Genomic DNA, 18052 nt, shown 5'->3' on the forward strand with positions numbered 1-18052 from the left:
GTAAAGAGGTAAAATCGTACATAATTGATGCATATAAATTTTTGAAGGAAATGAATCCTCAAGATATAGAAACCTTTTTTTTGTTATACGGAATTAAATACTGTCAAAAATATATTAAGTTAGAAACATTGGATAATAATCGTATAAATAATATAGACCTTGCTCAGCTAAAAATAGAAGCAATGCTTAAGTTGAATAAAGATATCTTTGATTCATTAAATTCTGAATCACCGTCGGGATTAAAAATACTTAATTGGCTAAATAAAAATCATCCACCCAATACCACTGAAGATATTTTAGGAACACTATATTTGTTGCTTTCTGAAGAAAAAAAGAGAAAAAAATTAGGTGAGCATTATACACGCATGGATCTAATTAGTCTTATTTTTAATGAGTATAATTCGGAAAAAAAAGTGGAGTACAGTGTTATTGATCCAGCGTGTGGATCAGGCAATTTTCTAGTTGTTTATCTATTCAATTTACTATCACATTATAGAAATAATAAAATCAAAATAGATACTATAATTCAAAAAGTTTTTTCTAGAAAAATTATAACTGGAATCGATATCCAAGCAATACCATGCTTGATTACTAAAATTAGATTATTAATGGTTATTGTGGAATTTTCTTGTCAATCTTATTCGGATAAAACGTTTCCAGTTTTTCAATTAGACAGTTTGTTGGATAAAGACAAAGATGTATTGATTTACAACCAATATGATTTAGTTGCAACTAACCCCCCTTATTTAAGATATCATGGAATAAATAATGATTTACGAACACAACTTAAACAGAAATTTTATACTGCAAAAGGTAAATTTGATTTGTATACTTTATTTATTGAAAAGGCAATTCGTTTAGCTCGGAAAATTGATGGTAAAGTCGTCATCGTATGTTCGGATAAATTTATGACTGCATCATATGGGAAAATAGTGAGAGATTTTATTGTTGAAAATTCAAATCTAATAAAAGTTTATGATTTAGGTAATGTTTTTTCCTTTAAAGCAGCTGTTCTAGCTGGAGTCTATTTTTTTGATAATTTTCGACCAAATCCTAAGAAAGTACCATCCTGGAAAAAGGTGGTTTATGATAAAGGGGATTTAAAAGTTGATGAAATAGGTGTTGTAAACCTCGGTGATACATGGAGATATGTAAATCATATAACTGAAAAAGTATTTAATAAGATTAATGATCATTCTGAAGTGAAGAAATTGAAGGAAATAAGTAAAAATATTTTGGTTGGAGTGCAGACTACTGCTGATGATGTTTTTTGTAAAAAATTAACATGTGATTTTGTAAAAAAAAATAAATTTGAGAAAGAATTAATTTTTCCATTACTAAGAGGTACAAATTTAAAAAGATGGCATTATTGTTGGACTGGCAACAAAGAAGGTTCAGACACTTATTTATTATATCCTTATATTCAGACTACTGATGGTACAAAAAGAATACAATTGGAGCATTATCCAAATGTAGAGAAATATTTGATGGAAAATAGGGAAGTTTTAGAAAGTAGAGCGTATATAAAAGAGAATAGCAAAAAAGACTGGTATGACATATGGGTGCCTCGTACACATGCGACTTTTAAACAAACGAAAATTTTAACTCCTGATTTAGCTTCAGAATGTAGATTTTCCCTTGATACAACAGGTGCCTTTTTTAATGGAACAGTATACTCTATCCTTTTAAAGGATGAGTTCAGCTTAGCTGATTATAAATATGTATTAGGAATTCTAAATAGTAATCTTACTTTGTTTTACCATAAACAACTAAATCCAGTTCATTTGCAATCTAAAAAGTATCGTTTTCAGTCCCCTATTATGCAAAGTTATCCTATAGTAATGTTAGATAACACTAGTAAGCAATTTAAAGAGTTAGTTTCTATAGTTGACAAGATAATAAAAAAATCCCAGAAAGGTATAGAAGTATTATTAGAAGAAACGGAATTAAATAAATTAGTATATAAAATATATAATTTGAATGAGAAAGATATTAATGTAATTGAAAGTTATCTTTACAATCCATAAATTATAAAAAGTAAGATTCAATATATATTTTAAACAACTTTAATAACCTCCTATCAAATTAAATAGTAGGAGGTTACTGCATTTTTGAGCCAAAAATTAAACAACTTTATTATCTCTACACGTTAGGTTAGATGAGGTTTACAAAAAGATAAGTCATTTTCAAGGTCTGGATCTACGTCAATATTTTGGACACTAAAAAGTTAAGTATTAAGCAATTTTTATAGATTCTTCTTCAATAGCTTGTGGCGTTTTATATCTTATGCTGGATATTTAAATTCTAGAGACTATACTGACACTTATATGATAGAGTTATGGATGCTGGATTTGATAAAAGGATATGAAGAATTGAGAGATCTAAGAAGGAAAACTATTCGCTCTCATGTACAGGTTGCTTGGGGAGAACTTCCTCTACTTGATATAAATGAATTAAAAGAAGCCCTTATAAAATTAGAAAACCATAAAGAGAAATTTTGGAATAAGTCTTTGTTAGAAATGATTAAAGGTTACTTTGTAGATATGGATGTTTTATTTGAAGGATTATCAAGGAAAGTAAAAAGATCAGGGAAGATCTACTTCAATGTGGCAAACTCCGCTTATTATGGTGTTGAAATCGAAACTGACAAAATAATTTCAAAGATTGCTAGTAATCATAATTTTGAAATTGAGGAAATTAGAAAAGCTAGAAAAATAAATCCAAGCAGTCAACAAAAAGAACTAATTCCTTATTTATTGGAAGTAGTGATTGTAATGAAAAAGAAATAATAAATCCTACTGAGTCTTTATAAACCTGTAGTATAGTATGAATAGTTTAAACAATTAAGCCAAATAACCCCAAGGGTATTTGGCTTTTACACAGTAATAACAATATTTCTACATTTTGTTAAAAATCAATAAAAAATACGTCATCTAAGTTGGACACTTTAGTACTAATGAAACTTTTCTGACAGGAGTTTAGAAAAAGTCAGAGGAACTACTTACTTAAAAGATATTTAATTTATATTAGTAATGATTAATAATAACTGTTATTCAGTTGCTAACAAACTAATTAAACATGGAGATGTATCTTTTATTGTGGTTGATCCAGAGGATATCCGCTTTTTGAACAAAGTAGGGGAAAACATTATGAAGCACTTTGTAAGCCTCTTGAAGCAAAAAATGCTTATTCATGAACTGAAGGAAAGCATGAACAAAGCTTAAAATAAATTAGATAAGCATGTAAAACAAGATCCTCATGTCCTTATTATGAATAAAGGACATGAGGATTTCTGTGTCACCTTTATCTGCCCTGTATGATAAGCATCATGTCCAGTAATTCCTCCCCATTAAGTGAATTTTTGTCAAGCTGAAATTGTACTCATTATTTGCCTTAAATTTCGTAGAGCATTTTCGTCACATTTTGATAGTGAACAATTGACTAATTTAAATGTATTAAGCATTTAAACAGTGAAAGCCGGATTCCTTTTAGCATACAGGAATCTGGATTTTTACGTGAAAATGGATTAGCGTGTGAAAAAGGTGCGATTATTTATCTAACAGTGTTATTTGATGCATTCTCATTTTCAAGCATCGCTAATCGCTACATTGAATACATTTGCTTACTAAGTTAAGATATCAAGTGTTCAAAGAAACTTTCACTCAATTTCCCTTCTTAGGATACTTAAATATTCCTGATTTTTATAGTACAGATACCTCGTTTTGTTGGCGGTACCCCCAGTTCTTTTAATGGGGTTTACATTGGTTCACATTCGCCAATAGTCGAAATTACTTAAAACCGAATTTCAAGTTTAATAAATCTTTCACTTGGAGTACAGTCCAAATTATTAAGAAAATAGCTGAAAGACTAAATAGGAATATTGGGAACAGAAAATACCAATCTGGAAAGTACTGATGTACTACATAAAAATTTTTTCCTTTAAATGTTTCAATAGGATAAAAAGCCTCGGTTAAAAAGTTATTCTTTATTGAAGAATTTTTTGGGAACGAATAATTAGCATTCTTTGCAACATTACCTTCCCGCCCTTGATAAACTTCAACATATTCACTAGTATGAAATCGATTATTTATCTCTTTTACAATATTACCAATCTCATTAATTTGTTGTGTAGAAAGATTGTTTGCATCTATTTTATTTAACAGGCTATTACGATTTTGCTCGTATTTTTTTTGGACTGAATCTGATTTTGATAAACTAAATATACCTAAAATTAGCATCAATAAAGAAATATAAACTAACCAGTTTCTTTTTTTCATAATATGGTCCACCTCCAATTCGTTTTAATAACCGTAAATATTCCCTAAACAAATTAAATTCCCTGCTTTTTTTATAAGTGTTTTTTCCTTATTGTAATTTAAGCATATTACATTAACTTATCTTTAAAAGGTAATAATGTTCTGAATTGTTTCGAAGTGGTGGCAAAGAAAAGAGATAAAGAAAATTCATTAGTAGTTAAAAATTAATGTTACACCTTATAAATGGTGTTTAAGGAAGAGATAAGGTTACTTTTAAAGTTAAACTAGAAGGTCAATTCATTTAATAGGTTAAAAAACAAAAAAATTAAAAATAATGTAAAAGTTTGAAGGGTAATTTCCTTTTTTGTCAAATTATATAGAGTAGTGAGGAGGTGATAACGATGAGAAGCAGTTTAATAAAAATGGGGGCTGTTCTTGGAGTTTGCGTAGCAATAATAATGTCGTCAGGATTTATAAAAGCGTCAACAACACTAACTCAATATTCATTTACAGTTCCAGTATTTAGCGACTCAGAAACAGCAGATAGAACTAAAGATAGTAGTAGTTCCGCTTTTCTTGAAGCGACTACTGTAAAGGGTGGAAAATTGGTTGCCTGGATAGAAAAAACTAACGGCGATAATGTTTCTGAAAAACTTTCATATTCAATGCCAGCAGATATGCAAATTGATTACAACAATGTTAGTAGTGTAATGGGTTCAAAGGTACATTTAAATATATCTACTTCTGCTACTACCTTTAACACTGTAACAACAACCGGTCATTGGGCTCCAGATAAATATTAAAAGTAGTGCCTCCTTTCTGGGGGCATCTTCTTATCCTAAATCATAAAGCGAGGTGTTTTTTGTGAAAAATTACTTTTTTGAGGAATTTTATAGAGCTTTCGCATCCAAAAAAACACTAATTAGTGTTTTACTATGCATTATTTGTATTTTTGTTGGTTCTGCTGAGTCTATGTTTACAGATGAACGTAATAACGCTTTTAACTTATTTATGTTGTCTTACAGTGAGGGCACCAATGCCGTGTTAGGAATAGTATTTCCCGTTATTGTATGTATACCATTCGCATCTTCTTATGTTCAAGATGTACAATCCGGATTTATTAACTATGTCTATTTAAGAATTGGAAGGATTAAATATATTATTATTAGATTAATAATTAACTGTCTTGTTGGTGGCTGTGTGATTTCTGTTTCATTACTAGTCTCATTTTTTGCTTTTGCTACTATCAAAGGGATAAATACCTCTTTCATAAATAGTACTATTATAGTTTTCAATGATATTTATCACTATAATCCAATCTATTATGTACTTATTATAATTGTGAACTCTTTTGTGTGTGGAGCTATTTTCTCCACTGTTGGTTTAGGCTTATCTACATTCATTCTAAATAGATATTTTGCTATAATTGCTCCTTTTTTGTTCTATATCTTATCGGGTACTTTTCTTTTGCAAATTAATAGATTTTTTAATGCAGCAATAATATATGATCTGAATCATTATGGAGATTTAACTTTTTCCAATGTAATAATATATGATTTTTCTTTGTTCATTTTGAGTGCAGCTATTCTCGTAGTAGGAGCGAATAGAAATCGTGAAAAAATTATATAATAATATTAACAGTTTTAAACTAATAAAAATAACACTGAGTTTTAGATTCCTATGTTTATTTATTGGGACATGTTGTTTGTTAGGTTTGATTAAATTTTATGAATTCACTAATTCTCATAATTCAGATAAAAATATTTTTGATCTATATTTGTTTAATTTTAATGACTTTTTCTTTGTGTTTTACATATTATCGTTGTTTTTTCTAATAATAATATATAATTTTTTTAAGTTAACTGAATTTAGGAATTCACTGATTTTAAAATTCAACAATCGAAAAAGCCTATATTTCTCTAATATTTTATCCATTTTTACATTAGGGTTTTTATTTCTTTTGGGTTGGGGTTTGTTGTTTTTCCTAGAATCAATTATTACACTAAAATTACAAAATAATTGGAGCGAGTACTCATATCAAACAAATACGGGTATATTACTTCTATCCAAACTCCACTCGCCTTTTATTATTGTTCTATGCAATGTAATTCTAATTTACTTTTATCTTATTGCTATAGGCACCATTTTTTATATCAGCACTGTCTTTTTTAATAATACAGTAATAAGTTTTATAAGCGTGTTAATATTCAATATTCTTAATATCATATTGACTTTAAATAATCTGGGTTTTACTCAACACATAACATTTACTCCCAATGTACTTGTCTCAGATAATGCCCTTATTACAAATGACCTACTTGTAACTGAATGTTACTCTGTTTGCTATTGGATAATTATTATAGGACTACTTATTTTAGTTGGTTATAGACGCCAAAAATATGCGTCCTATTTTTGGAGCGCTAAATGAAACTTATTCGGATAATAAAACTCAATATTTCAAGTGTATTATCTTTTCGAAATTTAGTCATTATGATATCCATATTTATAATTCATTTTATAACATCAAATTCTTTTCAAGCTAAAACTCCAATTCAAACTCTTATTCTTTACTTCTATGGACCTAATGATCTAGGAATTAGCTTTTTAAGATGGTTATTACATCAGGCACCTGTAATTTTTATGACTGGCTTATATTTAGATAGAGAAATAAAACATTCCTTATATATGTTATTACCTAGAATTGAAAATACAAGCTTATGGTTGTTTGGAATTACTTCATCATTATTTATTTTAATTTTTGTTTATTATTTTATTGGTTTTATAACTACTCAATGCTTAATAATTTTATTTCCAAGTGTACATACAATTAATATGGATCAACTTAATTTACTTATTACATATAATGACAATACTTTGCTATTAAATATTTTTTTCTTAATTATTTTATCAACATTTCAAGGGGTACTAATTAACATATTACTGACTTTAATTTTTAAATCGTCTACTATCTCTTTTACAATTTTATTAATAATAATTTGTTTATCCGTATCATTAACAAATCTAACATCAGAACTCACAAAATGGTTACCTTTAACTCAAGGGATGATAATACAAAACACAAAAGATTTCAACTTGCTATTTTCATATTTATATTGCATTGTTTTATCTACGTTATTAATATTTATTTTAAAAATTACAGTAAAGAGACAAATTGAAAACCTTTGGTCAGAACAAAATATATGAAATGAGGTTTTTTTATGAACAATTCAATCGTTATTTTAAAAAATGTAACGAAGATTGCAAAAAGCACACCGATTCTAAACAACATAAATTTAGAAGTTGAAAGTGGCAAAGTTTATGGAATAATAGGCAGAAATGGTTCTGGTAAAAGTATTTTATTTAAAGTAATAAGTGGTTTAATTTCTCCAACAAAAGGCAAAATTCAGGTGTTTGGAGAGGATATTATAAATGGTTCTTTTCCTAAAGATTTTGGAATTTTATTAGATACTCCTGGTTTTCTGCCTCATTATACTGGGTTTAAAAATTTAAAGATGTTATCCTCAATTAAAAATCTTATTTCTGATGAAGAAGTAAAAAACGTTATTAAGTTAGTTGGGTTAGATCCTAATGATAGTAAACCAGTAAAGAAATATTCTTTAGGTATGAAACAAAGATTAGGAATCGCACAAGCTATAATGGAAAATCCAAAACTAGTTATATTAGATGAACCGATGAATGGACTTGACGAACAAGGAGTAGTCGATATTAGAAAACTAATATTAGAATTAAATTCAAAGGGAGTAACCTTTTTATTATCCAGTCATAATTCGGAAGATATTAATCTACTCTGCGATTATGTTTATAAAATGGATAATGGTTCTATTGATTTACAAGCGTCTCCACGTCAAGATGTTAAATAGAATTATTCTTTATGCAGTGGTTCCTAAAGCTGACTACACGAGTTTTTTTATAACGTACACCAAAAACAATATATCACTTTAATTTCTTTCTTGCGTTTATCTGAATTTTATATCTCATAGTAAAAGCGAGAAAACGAGGAAAACATCCGGGTGGGCCAAAAACCGACGAAGAAAAGGTTAGTTACGCTTTATATCTTATGGATTAAGGGCTGAGTCGCACGGAATCTTCAGAAAAAGCCGTAATCTCAAGAATGACATTGTACCGGAAATTAAAAGATAATGGGGCTACCAAGTAATCGATAAGGGCAAGAGTAACGAATGTTGGTAGATTACTTTGCCACTGGTTGTATGGAAGCTGATATTAACCCTATATTAGCTGTTTTTAAATACTCAATGAGTACGATTTGGAGTAAAAGTAACAGATTACATTTTTTTAAACAACTTTATTATCAAAAATTCTGAGTTGAGATTAATTATTGAAGTAAATTTAAACAACTATATTTTAAAACGTTTTGCATTTACTAACAAATCCATGCGCATTCAACGTATCAAAATTAAACAACTTTATTATCTTCACACAGATATTGTAGTTGTCTAGATACATTAAAGTTCACTACTTTACATTAAAGTTCACTACTGTAAATTTAAAATCAATGTACTGAAACATCTATGTAAATCCTTAAATAAAAAGGTTTGAAATAGGTCGAAGGAAAACCAGGTGAAAGCCCGGATGCCCTTCGGCCTTTTTTATAAATCAGGGGAAAAGAATATCAGTGTTTTTTATAAACGGTTAAATATTATTAGTGTATTTAAATAATATAATTAGTCTACTGATTCAATATTGTTCGTTTAACAATGGTAATATGCATTAATTTTTTCTTTCGTATAAGTTATTAAATACAAATGGTGTAAAACATACTAAAAAAAGCATAGATTAACTATTATATAATGTGTCACATGTAGTTTTATGAAAAAGATTGACCATTTAAAACAAAGTTTGGTTATTTCCAACTATGTCTGATTTAAATCCTGTTTTTGCAGAATTTTTTTCTGTAACTATAGGGTAGTTTTGTTCAATTAGCATTCATAATATTTAGTTGATAAAGAGGGGAAATTAACTAAAAAGAATTGTAGGAGGTGCAATATGAAACAATTTATTTTAGGCATATTTATCGTCTCAGCTTTTTGTATTTATCCTTTACAATCAAAAGCAGCAGTTTTTCCTTGTAGTATGGTCTTAGAAACATTAGATAAGAAACTTGAAAATGCAAAGGGCACAGCATTAATTTATAAGGTACGGTTGCGTCCGCCCAGTTTCGAACGAACTAACATAAGTATTCTAGGAGTTCACCTTCCTGAACCATCTTCTTTTGGTGATTACGAAAGTTATGAAGGATTCGCCTTTAAGCCAAGTGAAATAAGTTGGCGTTTTAGACTTTATCCTACTCCAGAAATAGATAGTCCGACTTGGGCAGGAAGATTTGATGAAATAACAGCAAAGATGGAAAATATAAAAGTGCAAGTTCGTCTCTCAAATACAAAGAATGAAAAATTGGGACCACCTATATTAAAAGGCAATATCAATAAGTGTAAGTAACATTAAAGCTAAGGTACAAAGGTACATTACTTCAACAATGAGGTAATGTTTTTTTATTATTAGAACTAGCATTACACCAACTTTTCAAGAAAGGTTTCTACTAAGAAAACTTTGTGAAGATTTACACTTAAAGATCCAGCTGTCAATTTGGTGGCTTTTTTCTGTGAAAATAAAATGGGCGAGTACTGGTAAAGGGTTTTGAGTAGATACGATACGTGTGCAAATTAAATGGGCGAACATGAGATTTGGAGCTTGAGAAGCTTCTTAAACGTGATTTTTTAGAAAAAAGACAACACTAAATAGAGGGTAGGATCTCTACTTTTAAAAAAATCATAACCTTGAGGAATATTGTAATGTTGGATGACTAACTGGCAATAGATGGTTCAGAGAAGTGTTGCTTATTGAGAAATAAGGTATAAATAATTCTTAGAATTTTGTGTGCTATAGCCTGTAAAGCTTTTTTCTTACCCCGCCTTGCAGAAAGAGACCAAAAAACATTCGCCATTGAGGTGTTTTTCGACCTTGATATTGCCCAGGCGACCTCACATAGGGCTGATTTTATATGTGGGTTTCCCGGCACACTTTTAGAACTTTTTTTTTACCAGCACTTTCATTATTTCCGGGTGATACACCGGCCCAAGAAGCTAAATGTCTAGACGAAGGAAATTGGCTCATGTCTGTTCCGATTTCTGCAATAATACAAGCTGCCGTATGGTCTTTAACACCAGGTATGGATAATAGAATTTCTTTTTCTCCTTGGTAAGAACTTAGAATTGTCTCAATGCGGGTTTCCAGTTCTTGTATAGATTTTTCCATGTACTCTATATGATTCCATGAGCTTTTGATCATAAACATTTGATGTTCATTTAGAGTTCCAAAAAGGGATTCAGATATAGTATCTGCTTTTTTCCGAAGTGAATGATGTATATTATCATCGACATCTGTTTTATCAAGATACCCTTTTTCCACCAGCTGATTTAAAAGTCTACGACCTGAGACTCCAAAGATATCAGAGATAACGGAGCCAAGTTTTATGTTAGAACACTCAAGTACTTTCGAAATTCTGTTTTTTTCCGCAGTTAAGTTACCAATCCATTTCTTTCGTAATCGAGTTAAATCACGTAACTCTCGAAGGTCTTGCGAGGGAACAAAACTTTTCTCAATTAAACCATGACGAAGAAGTTTGGCAATCCATTCCGCATCGGAAACATCAGTCTTACGACCAGGAACATTTTTGATTCGTTGGGCATTGGCAATGGTAATGTCAAAATATCCTTCAAGGATATTAAAGACTGGTTTCCAATAGATGCCCGTACTTTCCATGGCAATGTGAGTGATTTCTCTTTCCTCTAACCATTTCAATAATTCAAAAAGACTTTTGGTTAGGGTTGAAAAAGTCTTGATTTCTTTTTGGATGACTTCATCATTAGAGCCAGTTAAGGCACAAACAACAATCTCTTTTTGATGAACATCCATTCCAGCACAATGAGTTAATAAAATGTCCATATAGAAAAACCTCCAAAATAATGTCTACGGAAAGTGGAATAAGCTTGGTCAAACAGCATTTTTCTGTACGTGATCATCTTCAGGAGTTGAAGAGTCGACATAGGGGTGTCCACAAGGCAAATTCCAAACAGTTTCTTATACAGGGTTGAACCACCACAAAAAGCCACGTAAACATTACTTTCCATAGCATTAACCAGTATGGAAAAATGGACAAAAATAAAAACCCCAGCATTGAAATTATTTTCATGCCGGGGTGTGAGTGTAAAATCATGAGTGTTTCTTATTGAAGTAAAGGGGCAAGCTTGTTGAAGAAGGAAATTTATTACACCTTTGAGAATTATCATTTAATCTATAAAATATTTCTTTTTCATTAAGGGGTTATTATGAATTTAAATGATAAAAATGTCTTAGAAAATATTAAAACACTTACTTTGGTAATTATAGCAATTAGTTTAGGATGGATTGCCTTTAGGCTTGATGATGTAATTGATTTATTATCTTTATTAGCTAATAAATAATTCGAGATCCATATTGTACAAACGGGAGGTTAGTGAAAGAAGGATTTTTTGCAATTATAGTGAAATATTTAGAAAAGACGTGCAAGTATTAGGGAGAGAAATAAAATGAAAAATTTTATAGATTCATTTTTAGAAGATGAGATTTCTGACCAAGATTACTATGATGGAATTTATGAATTTATCGTTTCTTTAAACATTAGATGCGGAGAATATGAAGGCAATCGATTTATTATTAAAAAGATGGACCATATAAACTTTTTTATCTTTGACGAATACGTTTACCAAGAGGATGTGAACTAATGATTTTATCAGTCAACCAGATACATAAATCTTACAAACGTGATAAGGTGCTAAAAGGGGTCACATTTGAAATGGTAACCCCCGGAATTGTAGCTCTCGTGGGACCCAATGGTTCAGGAAAATCCACGCTACTCAACATCATTACCAACCTAATCAAGCCTGACAAGGGAGAAGTGCATTTGCGGGTCTAGGATTGTTGGTCTTTCTGTTTGGTCACTCTTTTACAATGGAACACGAGCATCAAACGTGGCGATTTCTTCACACGCAGCCATTGGCAGAGTGGAAAATACTAGTTGGTAAGTATGCAAGCTTACTAACAGTTGCTGTTGTTTACATAGCAGTCGTCATCGTACTGTCTCTGCTCGGTTCATGGGCTTTTGGGTCACATGCTTGGTTATGGAATTACCCTCAAATGATTAAAATAAGTGAGAAATGGTCAATCATTACAACTGCTTCCTATATATACAGATCTTGTGCGCTTTTTGCTACGGTAATGATTTTCGTATTTGGCATCCTGCTATTTGTGAGTAAGTGGCTGAAAAATACCTTCCTTGCATTAGTTATGACCAGTTTAGTTGTATTTGTTGGAACCTTCACAAACGGTAGCAGTTCATGGAATCCCTTTAGCGTACTTCAGTTCCAAGAATGGCTCTTACACTCAACAGGGGCAGTAACTTTAGCTCCTTTGTTGTGCGGACTTGCTTTGGTAGGTCTAACCATTTGGGTGCCTTCCACATCCTTGGCGGGCTTTTCATTTTCCGATTATAAAAAGCCCTTCGGCTATCCAGTACGCAGAGTGAAACTATCACTCGTATGGGAAATTATTGTGTTTGAGGTACAGAAGAGCTGGCGCAGGGGCTTGCTACGATATACACTGGTGCTCCTTTGTCTAATGATTGTCATTGGGTATTACATGTTGTCTGTACAGACCGCAGAAAAGAAACAACATTATGTTAAAGAATTGAATCAGTATATTATGAACACAGAAAAAGAGGCTATTCCATCCTTACAAATGGCAATGGATGAGACAAAGAAGTCAAATCAAACGGATGATCATCAACTTAGTAAGAGTTTGTCCTTTTTAAAAGAGGGGCTTGAAAAAGCGAAAGCAGCTAAGTCAGCATTTACCAACGGAGAATGGCAATTGCTATTATCCTATCAACTCTTCCAAAATCGCTGGGCCAATCAAGAGTTTGACTCCGAAATGATCGTGAATGATACTAGAAAGGATTTAGGAACATTGTCAGTCGAAATTGGGATTGCGGAAAAGAAGTGGCTCCTAAAGCGCCACATCCAACCGGTTATATCAGGAGACTATGTGCCTACCATCTACTCCTACTTGGGCAAAAATCAGTCAGGGGAGAAGTGGTTAAAAGCCAATGAAAAGCTGGATAACAGCGGCTTATTTACTTTATATCATTTTTTTCAATATCATCTAGATTTAGTGTTAATAGCACTAGCTCTCTTCCTATTCGGGGCAGGTCTTGCTGGTGAATGTGGGAAGAAGAACACATTACAGTTTCTAAGAACGCAGCCACTTTCGGTTAGGCAAATTTTTTCAGGTAAACTGATTCAAGGTTTAGTGTTCTCTAGTCTCGGTTCCTTTGGAATGATGTGCTTATTGGTGTTGACTGGTACCATTTGCAACCGATTCGGTGATTGGCAATATCCCATTCTTCAGTATGTAGAGAAAGGAAGAGGATTTCAGTTTATTCCCTTGGGGAAATACTTATTGCAATCAGCACTGCTATTTACACTCGTGATGATTTTTACCATTATTTTAGTAAATGTAGTTGCGCTATTTTGTAAAAATATCTTGTCTGTTTATGCAGTCACAACTACAGTCATCCTAGCTGGATATTTTACAAGTACACAGCTTGTAAATCAACTTGCCTACCTGTCTCCGTTTACGTACTTCAATCCGTTTAAAATTATCAATGGGGAATTAGCGATCATTTTAGAGCAGACTCAATTAAACTGGATTCATGGAGTAATTGTGCTATTAACTTTCATTGTGTTTTTGTTGGCGATTGGAGAGTTAGTACTTAGAAGAAGAGAGAAGCATGCTTAAGTTGAGACTAAACAGTTCTCTATTTGCAAAAATACCTGAAAGTATTTCCTTTTAGTAGTACCTTTTGTATAGTGTTAGCTGTAGAAATATTACGTGAAAAGCGATGAAGCCGTCTTGTATATACCGTTAAGATATTCTATCTTTCATTATGACTGCGAGACGATCGCAAAACGCAGCTAATTTTATAATTACTGATGTTGCTGTAAAAAGATTTGCTACTATACTGGTGATTTATTGGTATTATCAATGGAATTTTGATTTCTAAAATATTAAAATCCAAAGAAACCTGAACGCTCTATTTAAACAGAGAGTGTTCAGGATTTTCTTGATGGCCTTGTTTCTCTGCAGGACATTCAAAAGTATGGATGACAAAATAAAAGCATTAAGGAAACTTTAAATCTGTAATAATCTTAGTGTCTTTTCGAAACTTAGTCCCTGAAGTTTACATTCAAGATGGCATTCTAAGTTGCGCACGTTTATGGAAAAAATAGAATTTAATGAAAAAGTAGACAATTAAAGGTTACAGAAATTTTTATAGCCCACCAAATTGTGATAGCGAAAAGAGTCTATACTTGGGAAGATATTATTTATAAAAGATAAAGTAACACGTTTCTACGTGTAAAGTGTTGATTTCATTTCTTATCACGAAACCTGAATAATGTATCTGAATTTTATCTATTTAAAGAGGGATATTGATAAATAGAGTTCTATTTTTGAATCAACGCATTTTTTTATTATCCTAATGTTCTAAAGACTAAACGCTACAACCAACCCGATTAGGAAAAATAAAATGGAACCAAGATTAAAGCAATTTACACTTAACGAGCCAAATGTTCTTTTGAATTTATATTTGTTCTCTATTCCTGATAAACTCGTTGCAACTTTCATATCGCTTAAATTTGTAAATATTCCTCCTGTGCTTGAGAAAAAGATAGAAAAAAAGAAGAAAAGTACCCTACAATAAAAATTGAATCAATTAAATGTATGTTGAATTTATTTGCAACAACAAAAGAAATTTTAAATTTAATGGCCATAACAATGATTGTAAGAATTGCAAATTTAACATATTTCATTGTATTCCTCCTTATATTAGCTATATCCCTCTAGTTGTCTTTGAATATTCTGTACATTTGGGGCGGAATCAGTTATCGCTAGTTTCCATTATAATATATATTTGGATTTTTTTTGAATACAAGATGTTAAAATCATTCACCATCTCTTTAAACGAATATTTCATATAATTTAAATGGGAAGCTAAAAAATGTTATCAAAAAAGTTTAAAGAATTACTATCTCTCTTAGAAACTGTAGAAAAAGTCCATAAGTTTTATATGGACATATACGGTTATGAAAAATTTATTCGTTATAATGACTTTAGATTTAAATGGACTGAAAAAATAAAACTTTCCAACTTATTGTTTATTGATGAGGTCGAATGTACTCCAAGGTATGGCTTTTTGGTAGAAGAAGAGGAATATAATATTGAGAGTGTTTAAGTACTGGTCAAAATTATACAAACTTAACAATTGAATCACTCACGATAGAACCTTTTAATTATTATATAAACTATAACTTTGTAATAGATGGAGAACCAATAGATATAGATATTATTGCAGACACAAATCCTTTTGTTGCAGAATTAAGAATTACAGGTTGTCTAAATACAGCTCCTTTTTGGAAACAATCATTATATTTAAGTTATTTATTGTTTAAAGGGAATAACATCTTGAGCAGTTTTATGCACCTGTTTATTACTTTTGAGTGCTTAATTAGATATCATACTAGTGATACAACAACCACTAGCATTCATACAGTTTATAAAAATTATACCAGTCAAAACTTAACCAACTACTTAAATGCATATAGAAAAATACGTAATCAGGTTATGCATGGTAATGAAAATGTTGCGTCCAAATTAACTATTAAGAATTTAGAGATATTAATTGATACAATTGAGAATTTAGAAGTGAACAAAACATCAGTTACCTTAACTGAAAACACATTAGCTATAAATGAAGGATTACTTTTACTTTAAAAGGAGGAATAGAAGTTTCTGGCATTTAACTAATGTATGTTGGCAGCATGTTTATTAATGTTTTTGAATAATTTTTCAAAAACAATCTGGATAAAAACTAATATTTATACATAATTTTGAAGTTGTTCTTATTGATCGGGCGTGATTGGTGAGAAACTCTATTATGAAATGATCAAACTTTTTTATAAAAACGAAACTTAATTCTTCTGAAAAGCAACCAATTTGATCAATCTTTTTTGCAAAAACAAAAAGCTAGTTGCATTAATAAATTAGCGATTACAGGGCTATTTTTGTTCAATCTTTTTATAAAGCTACATAGAAAATCAACATTTTTAGGCATATTACGAGAAAGAATTTCCGAATGTTAGCCAAAAAAACTAATAATACAAAGTTGGATATTATCCTTGTATTAACGCTAATCGAATTCTAATACCCTTCATATCTAGCGTACTCTGTCTTCTGCTATTGCCTCAACTATTTACTATAAACCCCCATTCCCTTCGTAATGAATGGTAACGCTTTTCTTATATATTCTTCTGCAGTCGCATTACTATGATATTGCCAATTAATTGTTGCTCCATATATCCCCCAACTTAACATAACAGCTACTATTTTTAATTCTTCTTCACTGTAACCTATCTTTTTTTCTAATAATCGCTTGTAGAAAAATTGTTCTAGTTCTTTTTTTATCGTTATTTCTATATTGGATTTGAAGGCTTCAAAGCTTTTCATACATTGAGATTTAGTAGAGTTTTGAAATTCAGTAATTGAAATGAAAATTTTTATAATTGTTTCTTCGTTAATTTCAGTGTGATCGCTAATTTGTCCGATAACTTTTGGTATCATGTCTTCATTTATTACTTGCTCTAAAAGATCATACTTATCTGTGAAATGATAATAGAAGGTCGCTCGATTTACCGTAGCTTTTTCCGTAATATCCTTAACCGTAATGTTATCAAAATCTTTTATTTGTGATAATAGGATAAAGGCATCCATAATTAATTTACGTGTTCTAATAATTCGTGGATCAAGTTTTGTTCCTCCCATGTTGACTCTCCTTTTACTAGTTTTTAGACAATTTTCTTCATCTGTTGGATATCCAACGAATTTAAAAATTAATCGGTTGAATGAAATTTAATTGAAGAATACAATTCAATTATACAACAAGTGTTGTATAGAATACACGCGCATAGAAAATTAGGAGGAATTAAAATGAATATTTTAGTCGTGAAAGCAAATAATCGACCAGAAGGTATATCAAGCAAAATGTATGAGACCTTTATAGAAAGAATCAAGGATGCTGATCATTTAAATATAAAAGTTTACGATGTGTTTGAAGAAGATATGCCCTCTTTTGGGCAAGATTTCTTCAGTGCAGTGCATAAAAAACAAAATGGTATTGAATTATCGGATATTGAACAGCGTATTCTAGTTGCTAAACAAAAAGCAATGGATGCCCTTGAAGAAGCGATGGTAATCGTATTTGCATTTCCATTATGGAATTTTACCATTCCAGCCAAGTTACAAACATTTGTTGACTATGTTGCTGCGGCAGGCTTTTCTTTTAAATACAGTCCGGAGGGTAAGTTAATTCAACTTATGACCGACAAAAAAGTAATCTTATTAAATGCACGTGGAGGAATTTACAGCACACCAGAAAGAGCACCGATTGAAATGGCAGTAACATATATGAAAAATACGTTTAACGGTATGTTTGGTATGGAGATTATGGATGAAGTCATCATTGAAGGGCATAATGCAATGCGTGATAAAAGTGAAGAAATTATCGAAGAAGGACTAAAAAAGGTATCAGAAGCAGCAGATGACCTAGTGAAGCTAAATTTTTAATTATTGATAATGCGGGGGTATACTTCGCCCCCTTTATGTAC

General features: G+C 30.9%; 16 protein-coding genes and 2 pseudogenes. 14 read left to right on the top strand and 4 right to left on the bottom strand.

The window, feature by feature from the left end:
• The coding region (locus AC3WJF_RS14390) for an Eco57I restriction-modification methylase domain-containing protein (RefSeq protein ID WP_492453329.1) at positions 1-2027 on the top strand (2027 nt) is incomplete at its 5' end.
• Positions 2028-2342: 315 nt separating this feature from the next.
• Positions 2343-2789: a hypothetical protein gene (locus AC3WJF_RS14395; protein WP_492453331.1), complete on the top strand. Its 447-nt coding sequence runs from the start codon at positions 2343-2345 to the stop codon at positions 2787-2789.
• A 999-nt stretch (positions 2790-3788) separates the two neighbouring features.
• Here AC3WJF_RS14395 and AC3WJF_RS14400 read toward each other — a convergent pair.
• Entirely contained in the window at positions 3789-4277 is a 489-nt protein-coding gene (locus AC3WJF_RS14400) for a hypothetical protein (RefSeq protein ID WP_492453333.1), read from the bottom strand.
• Between the two features lie 380 nt (positions 4278-4657).
• Here AC3WJF_RS14400 and AC3WJF_RS14405 point away from each other — a divergent pair, with 380 nt between their 5' ends.
• From AC3WJF_RS14405 to AC3WJF_RS14430, 6 genes and pseudogenes are all read left to right on the top strand, one after another.
• A complete protein-coding gene (locus tag AC3WJF_RS14405; RefSeq protein WP_492453334.1) occupies positions 4658-5059 on the top strand; it encodes a hypothetical protein in 402 nt (133 codons plus the stop codon).
• A 61-nt stretch (positions 5060-5120) separates the two neighbouring features.
• Positions 5121-5885: a hypothetical protein gene (locus AC3WJF_RS14410; protein ID WP_492453336.1), complete on the top strand. Its 765-nt coding sequence runs from the start codon at positions 5121-5123 to the stop codon at positions 5883-5885.
• 795 nt (positions 5886-6680) lie between these two features.
• Positions 6681-7460 carry a hypothetical protein gene (locus AC3WJF_RS14415; RefSeq protein ID WP_492453338.1) on the top strand — a complete coding sequence of 260 codons (780 nt, stop codon included), beginning with the start codon at positions 6681-6683 and terminating at the stop codon, positions 7458-7460.
• A 14-nt stretch (positions 7461-7474) separates the two neighbouring features.
• On the top strand, positions 7475-8137 hold the full coding sequence (locus tag AC3WJF_RS14420; protein WP_492453340.1) for an ABC transporter ATP-binding protein: 663 nt from the start codon (positions 7475-7477) through the stop codon (positions 8135-8137).
• Positions 8138-8253: 116 nt separating this feature from the next.
• Positions 8254-8433 (top strand): annotated as a pseudogene (locus AC3WJF_RS14425) (recombinase family protein); the annotation flags it as partial.
• An 848-nt stretch (positions 8434-9281) separates the two neighbouring features.
• The gene (locus AC3WJF_RS14430) at positions 9282-9734 is read left to right on the top strand and encodes a YoqH family protein (RefSeq protein ID WP_492453342.1); all 453 of its coding nucleotides are present in this window, start codon (positions 9282-9284) and stop codon (positions 9732-9734) included.
• A gap of 364 nt (positions 9735-10098) precedes the next feature.
• Here AC3WJF_RS14430 and AC3WJF_RS14435 read toward each other — a convergent pair.
• A pseudogene (locus AC3WJF_RS14435) lies at positions 10099-11240 on the bottom strand (IS110 family RNA-guided transposase).
• Between the two features lie 383 nt (positions 11241-11623).
• On the opposite strand from AC3WJF_RS14435, the gene AC3WJF_RS14440 reads away from it, so the two are divergent.
• The 4 genes from AC3WJF_RS14440 (at position 11624) to AC3WJF_RS14455 (ending at position 14129) form a co-directional block, all read left to right on the top strand.
• Entirely contained in the window at positions 11624-11758 is a 135-nt protein-coding gene (locus AC3WJF_RS14440; RefSeq protein ID WP_492453344.1) for a hypothetical protein, read from the top strand.
• A gap of 105 nt (positions 11759-11863) precedes the next feature.
• Positions 11864-12058 carry a hypothetical protein gene (locus AC3WJF_RS14445; RefSeq protein WP_492453346.1) on the top strand — a complete coding sequence of 65 codons (195 nt, stop codon included), beginning with the start codon at positions 11864-11866 and terminating at the stop codon, positions 12056-12058.
• Complete coding sequence (locus AC3WJF_RS14450; protein ID WP_492453348.1) at positions 12058-12249, top strand: ATP-binding cassette domain-containing protein; 192 nt, start codon at positions 12058-12060, stop codon at positions 12247-12249. The genes AC3WJF_RS14445 and AC3WJF_RS14450 overlap by 1 nt, the downstream gene beginning before the upstream one ends.
• Before the next feature lie 2 nt (positions 12250-12251).
• On the top strand, positions 12252-14129 hold the full coding sequence (locus tag AC3WJF_RS14455; protein ID WP_492453350.1) for a hypothetical protein: 1878 nt from the start codon (positions 12252-12254) through the stop codon (positions 14127-14129).
• Positions 14130-15022: 893 nt separating this feature from the next.
• Here the strand turns inward: AC3WJF_RS14455 and AC3WJF_RS14460 are convergent.
• Positions 15023-15202, bottom strand: a complete 180-nt coding sequence (locus AC3WJF_RS14460) for a hypothetical protein (protein ID WP_492453352.1) — start codon at positions 15200-15202, stop codon at positions 15023-15025.
• A gap of 188 nt (positions 15203-15390) precedes the next feature.
• Here AC3WJF_RS14460 and AC3WJF_RS14465 point away from each other — a divergent pair, with 188 nt between their 5' ends.
• Positions 15391-15624: a hypothetical protein gene (locus AC3WJF_RS14465; RefSeq protein ID WP_492453354.1), complete on the top strand. Its 234-nt coding sequence runs from the start codon at positions 15391-15393 to the stop codon at positions 15622-15624.
• 1013 nt (positions 15625-16637) lie between these two features.
• Here the strand turns inward: AC3WJF_RS14465 and AC3WJF_RS14470 are convergent.
• Positions 16638-17210 (bottom strand): TetR/AcrR family transcriptional regulator, encoded by a 573-nt coding sequence (locus AC3WJF_RS14470; RefSeq protein ID WP_492453356.1) that lies wholly within the window; start codon positions 17208-17210, stop codon positions 16638-16640.
• 165 nt (positions 17211-17375) lie between these two features.
• Here AC3WJF_RS14470 and AC3WJF_RS14475 point away from each other — a divergent pair, with 165 nt between their 5' ends.
• Entirely contained in the window at positions 17376-18011 is a 636-nt protein-coding gene (locus AC3WJF_RS14475) for an FMN-dependent NADH-azoreductase (RefSeq protein WP_492453358.1), read from the top strand.
• The last annotated feature ends 41 nt before the right edge of the window (positions 18012-18052 follow it).

This window comes from Heyndrickxia sp. FW510-T9 (assembly GCF_058781025.1).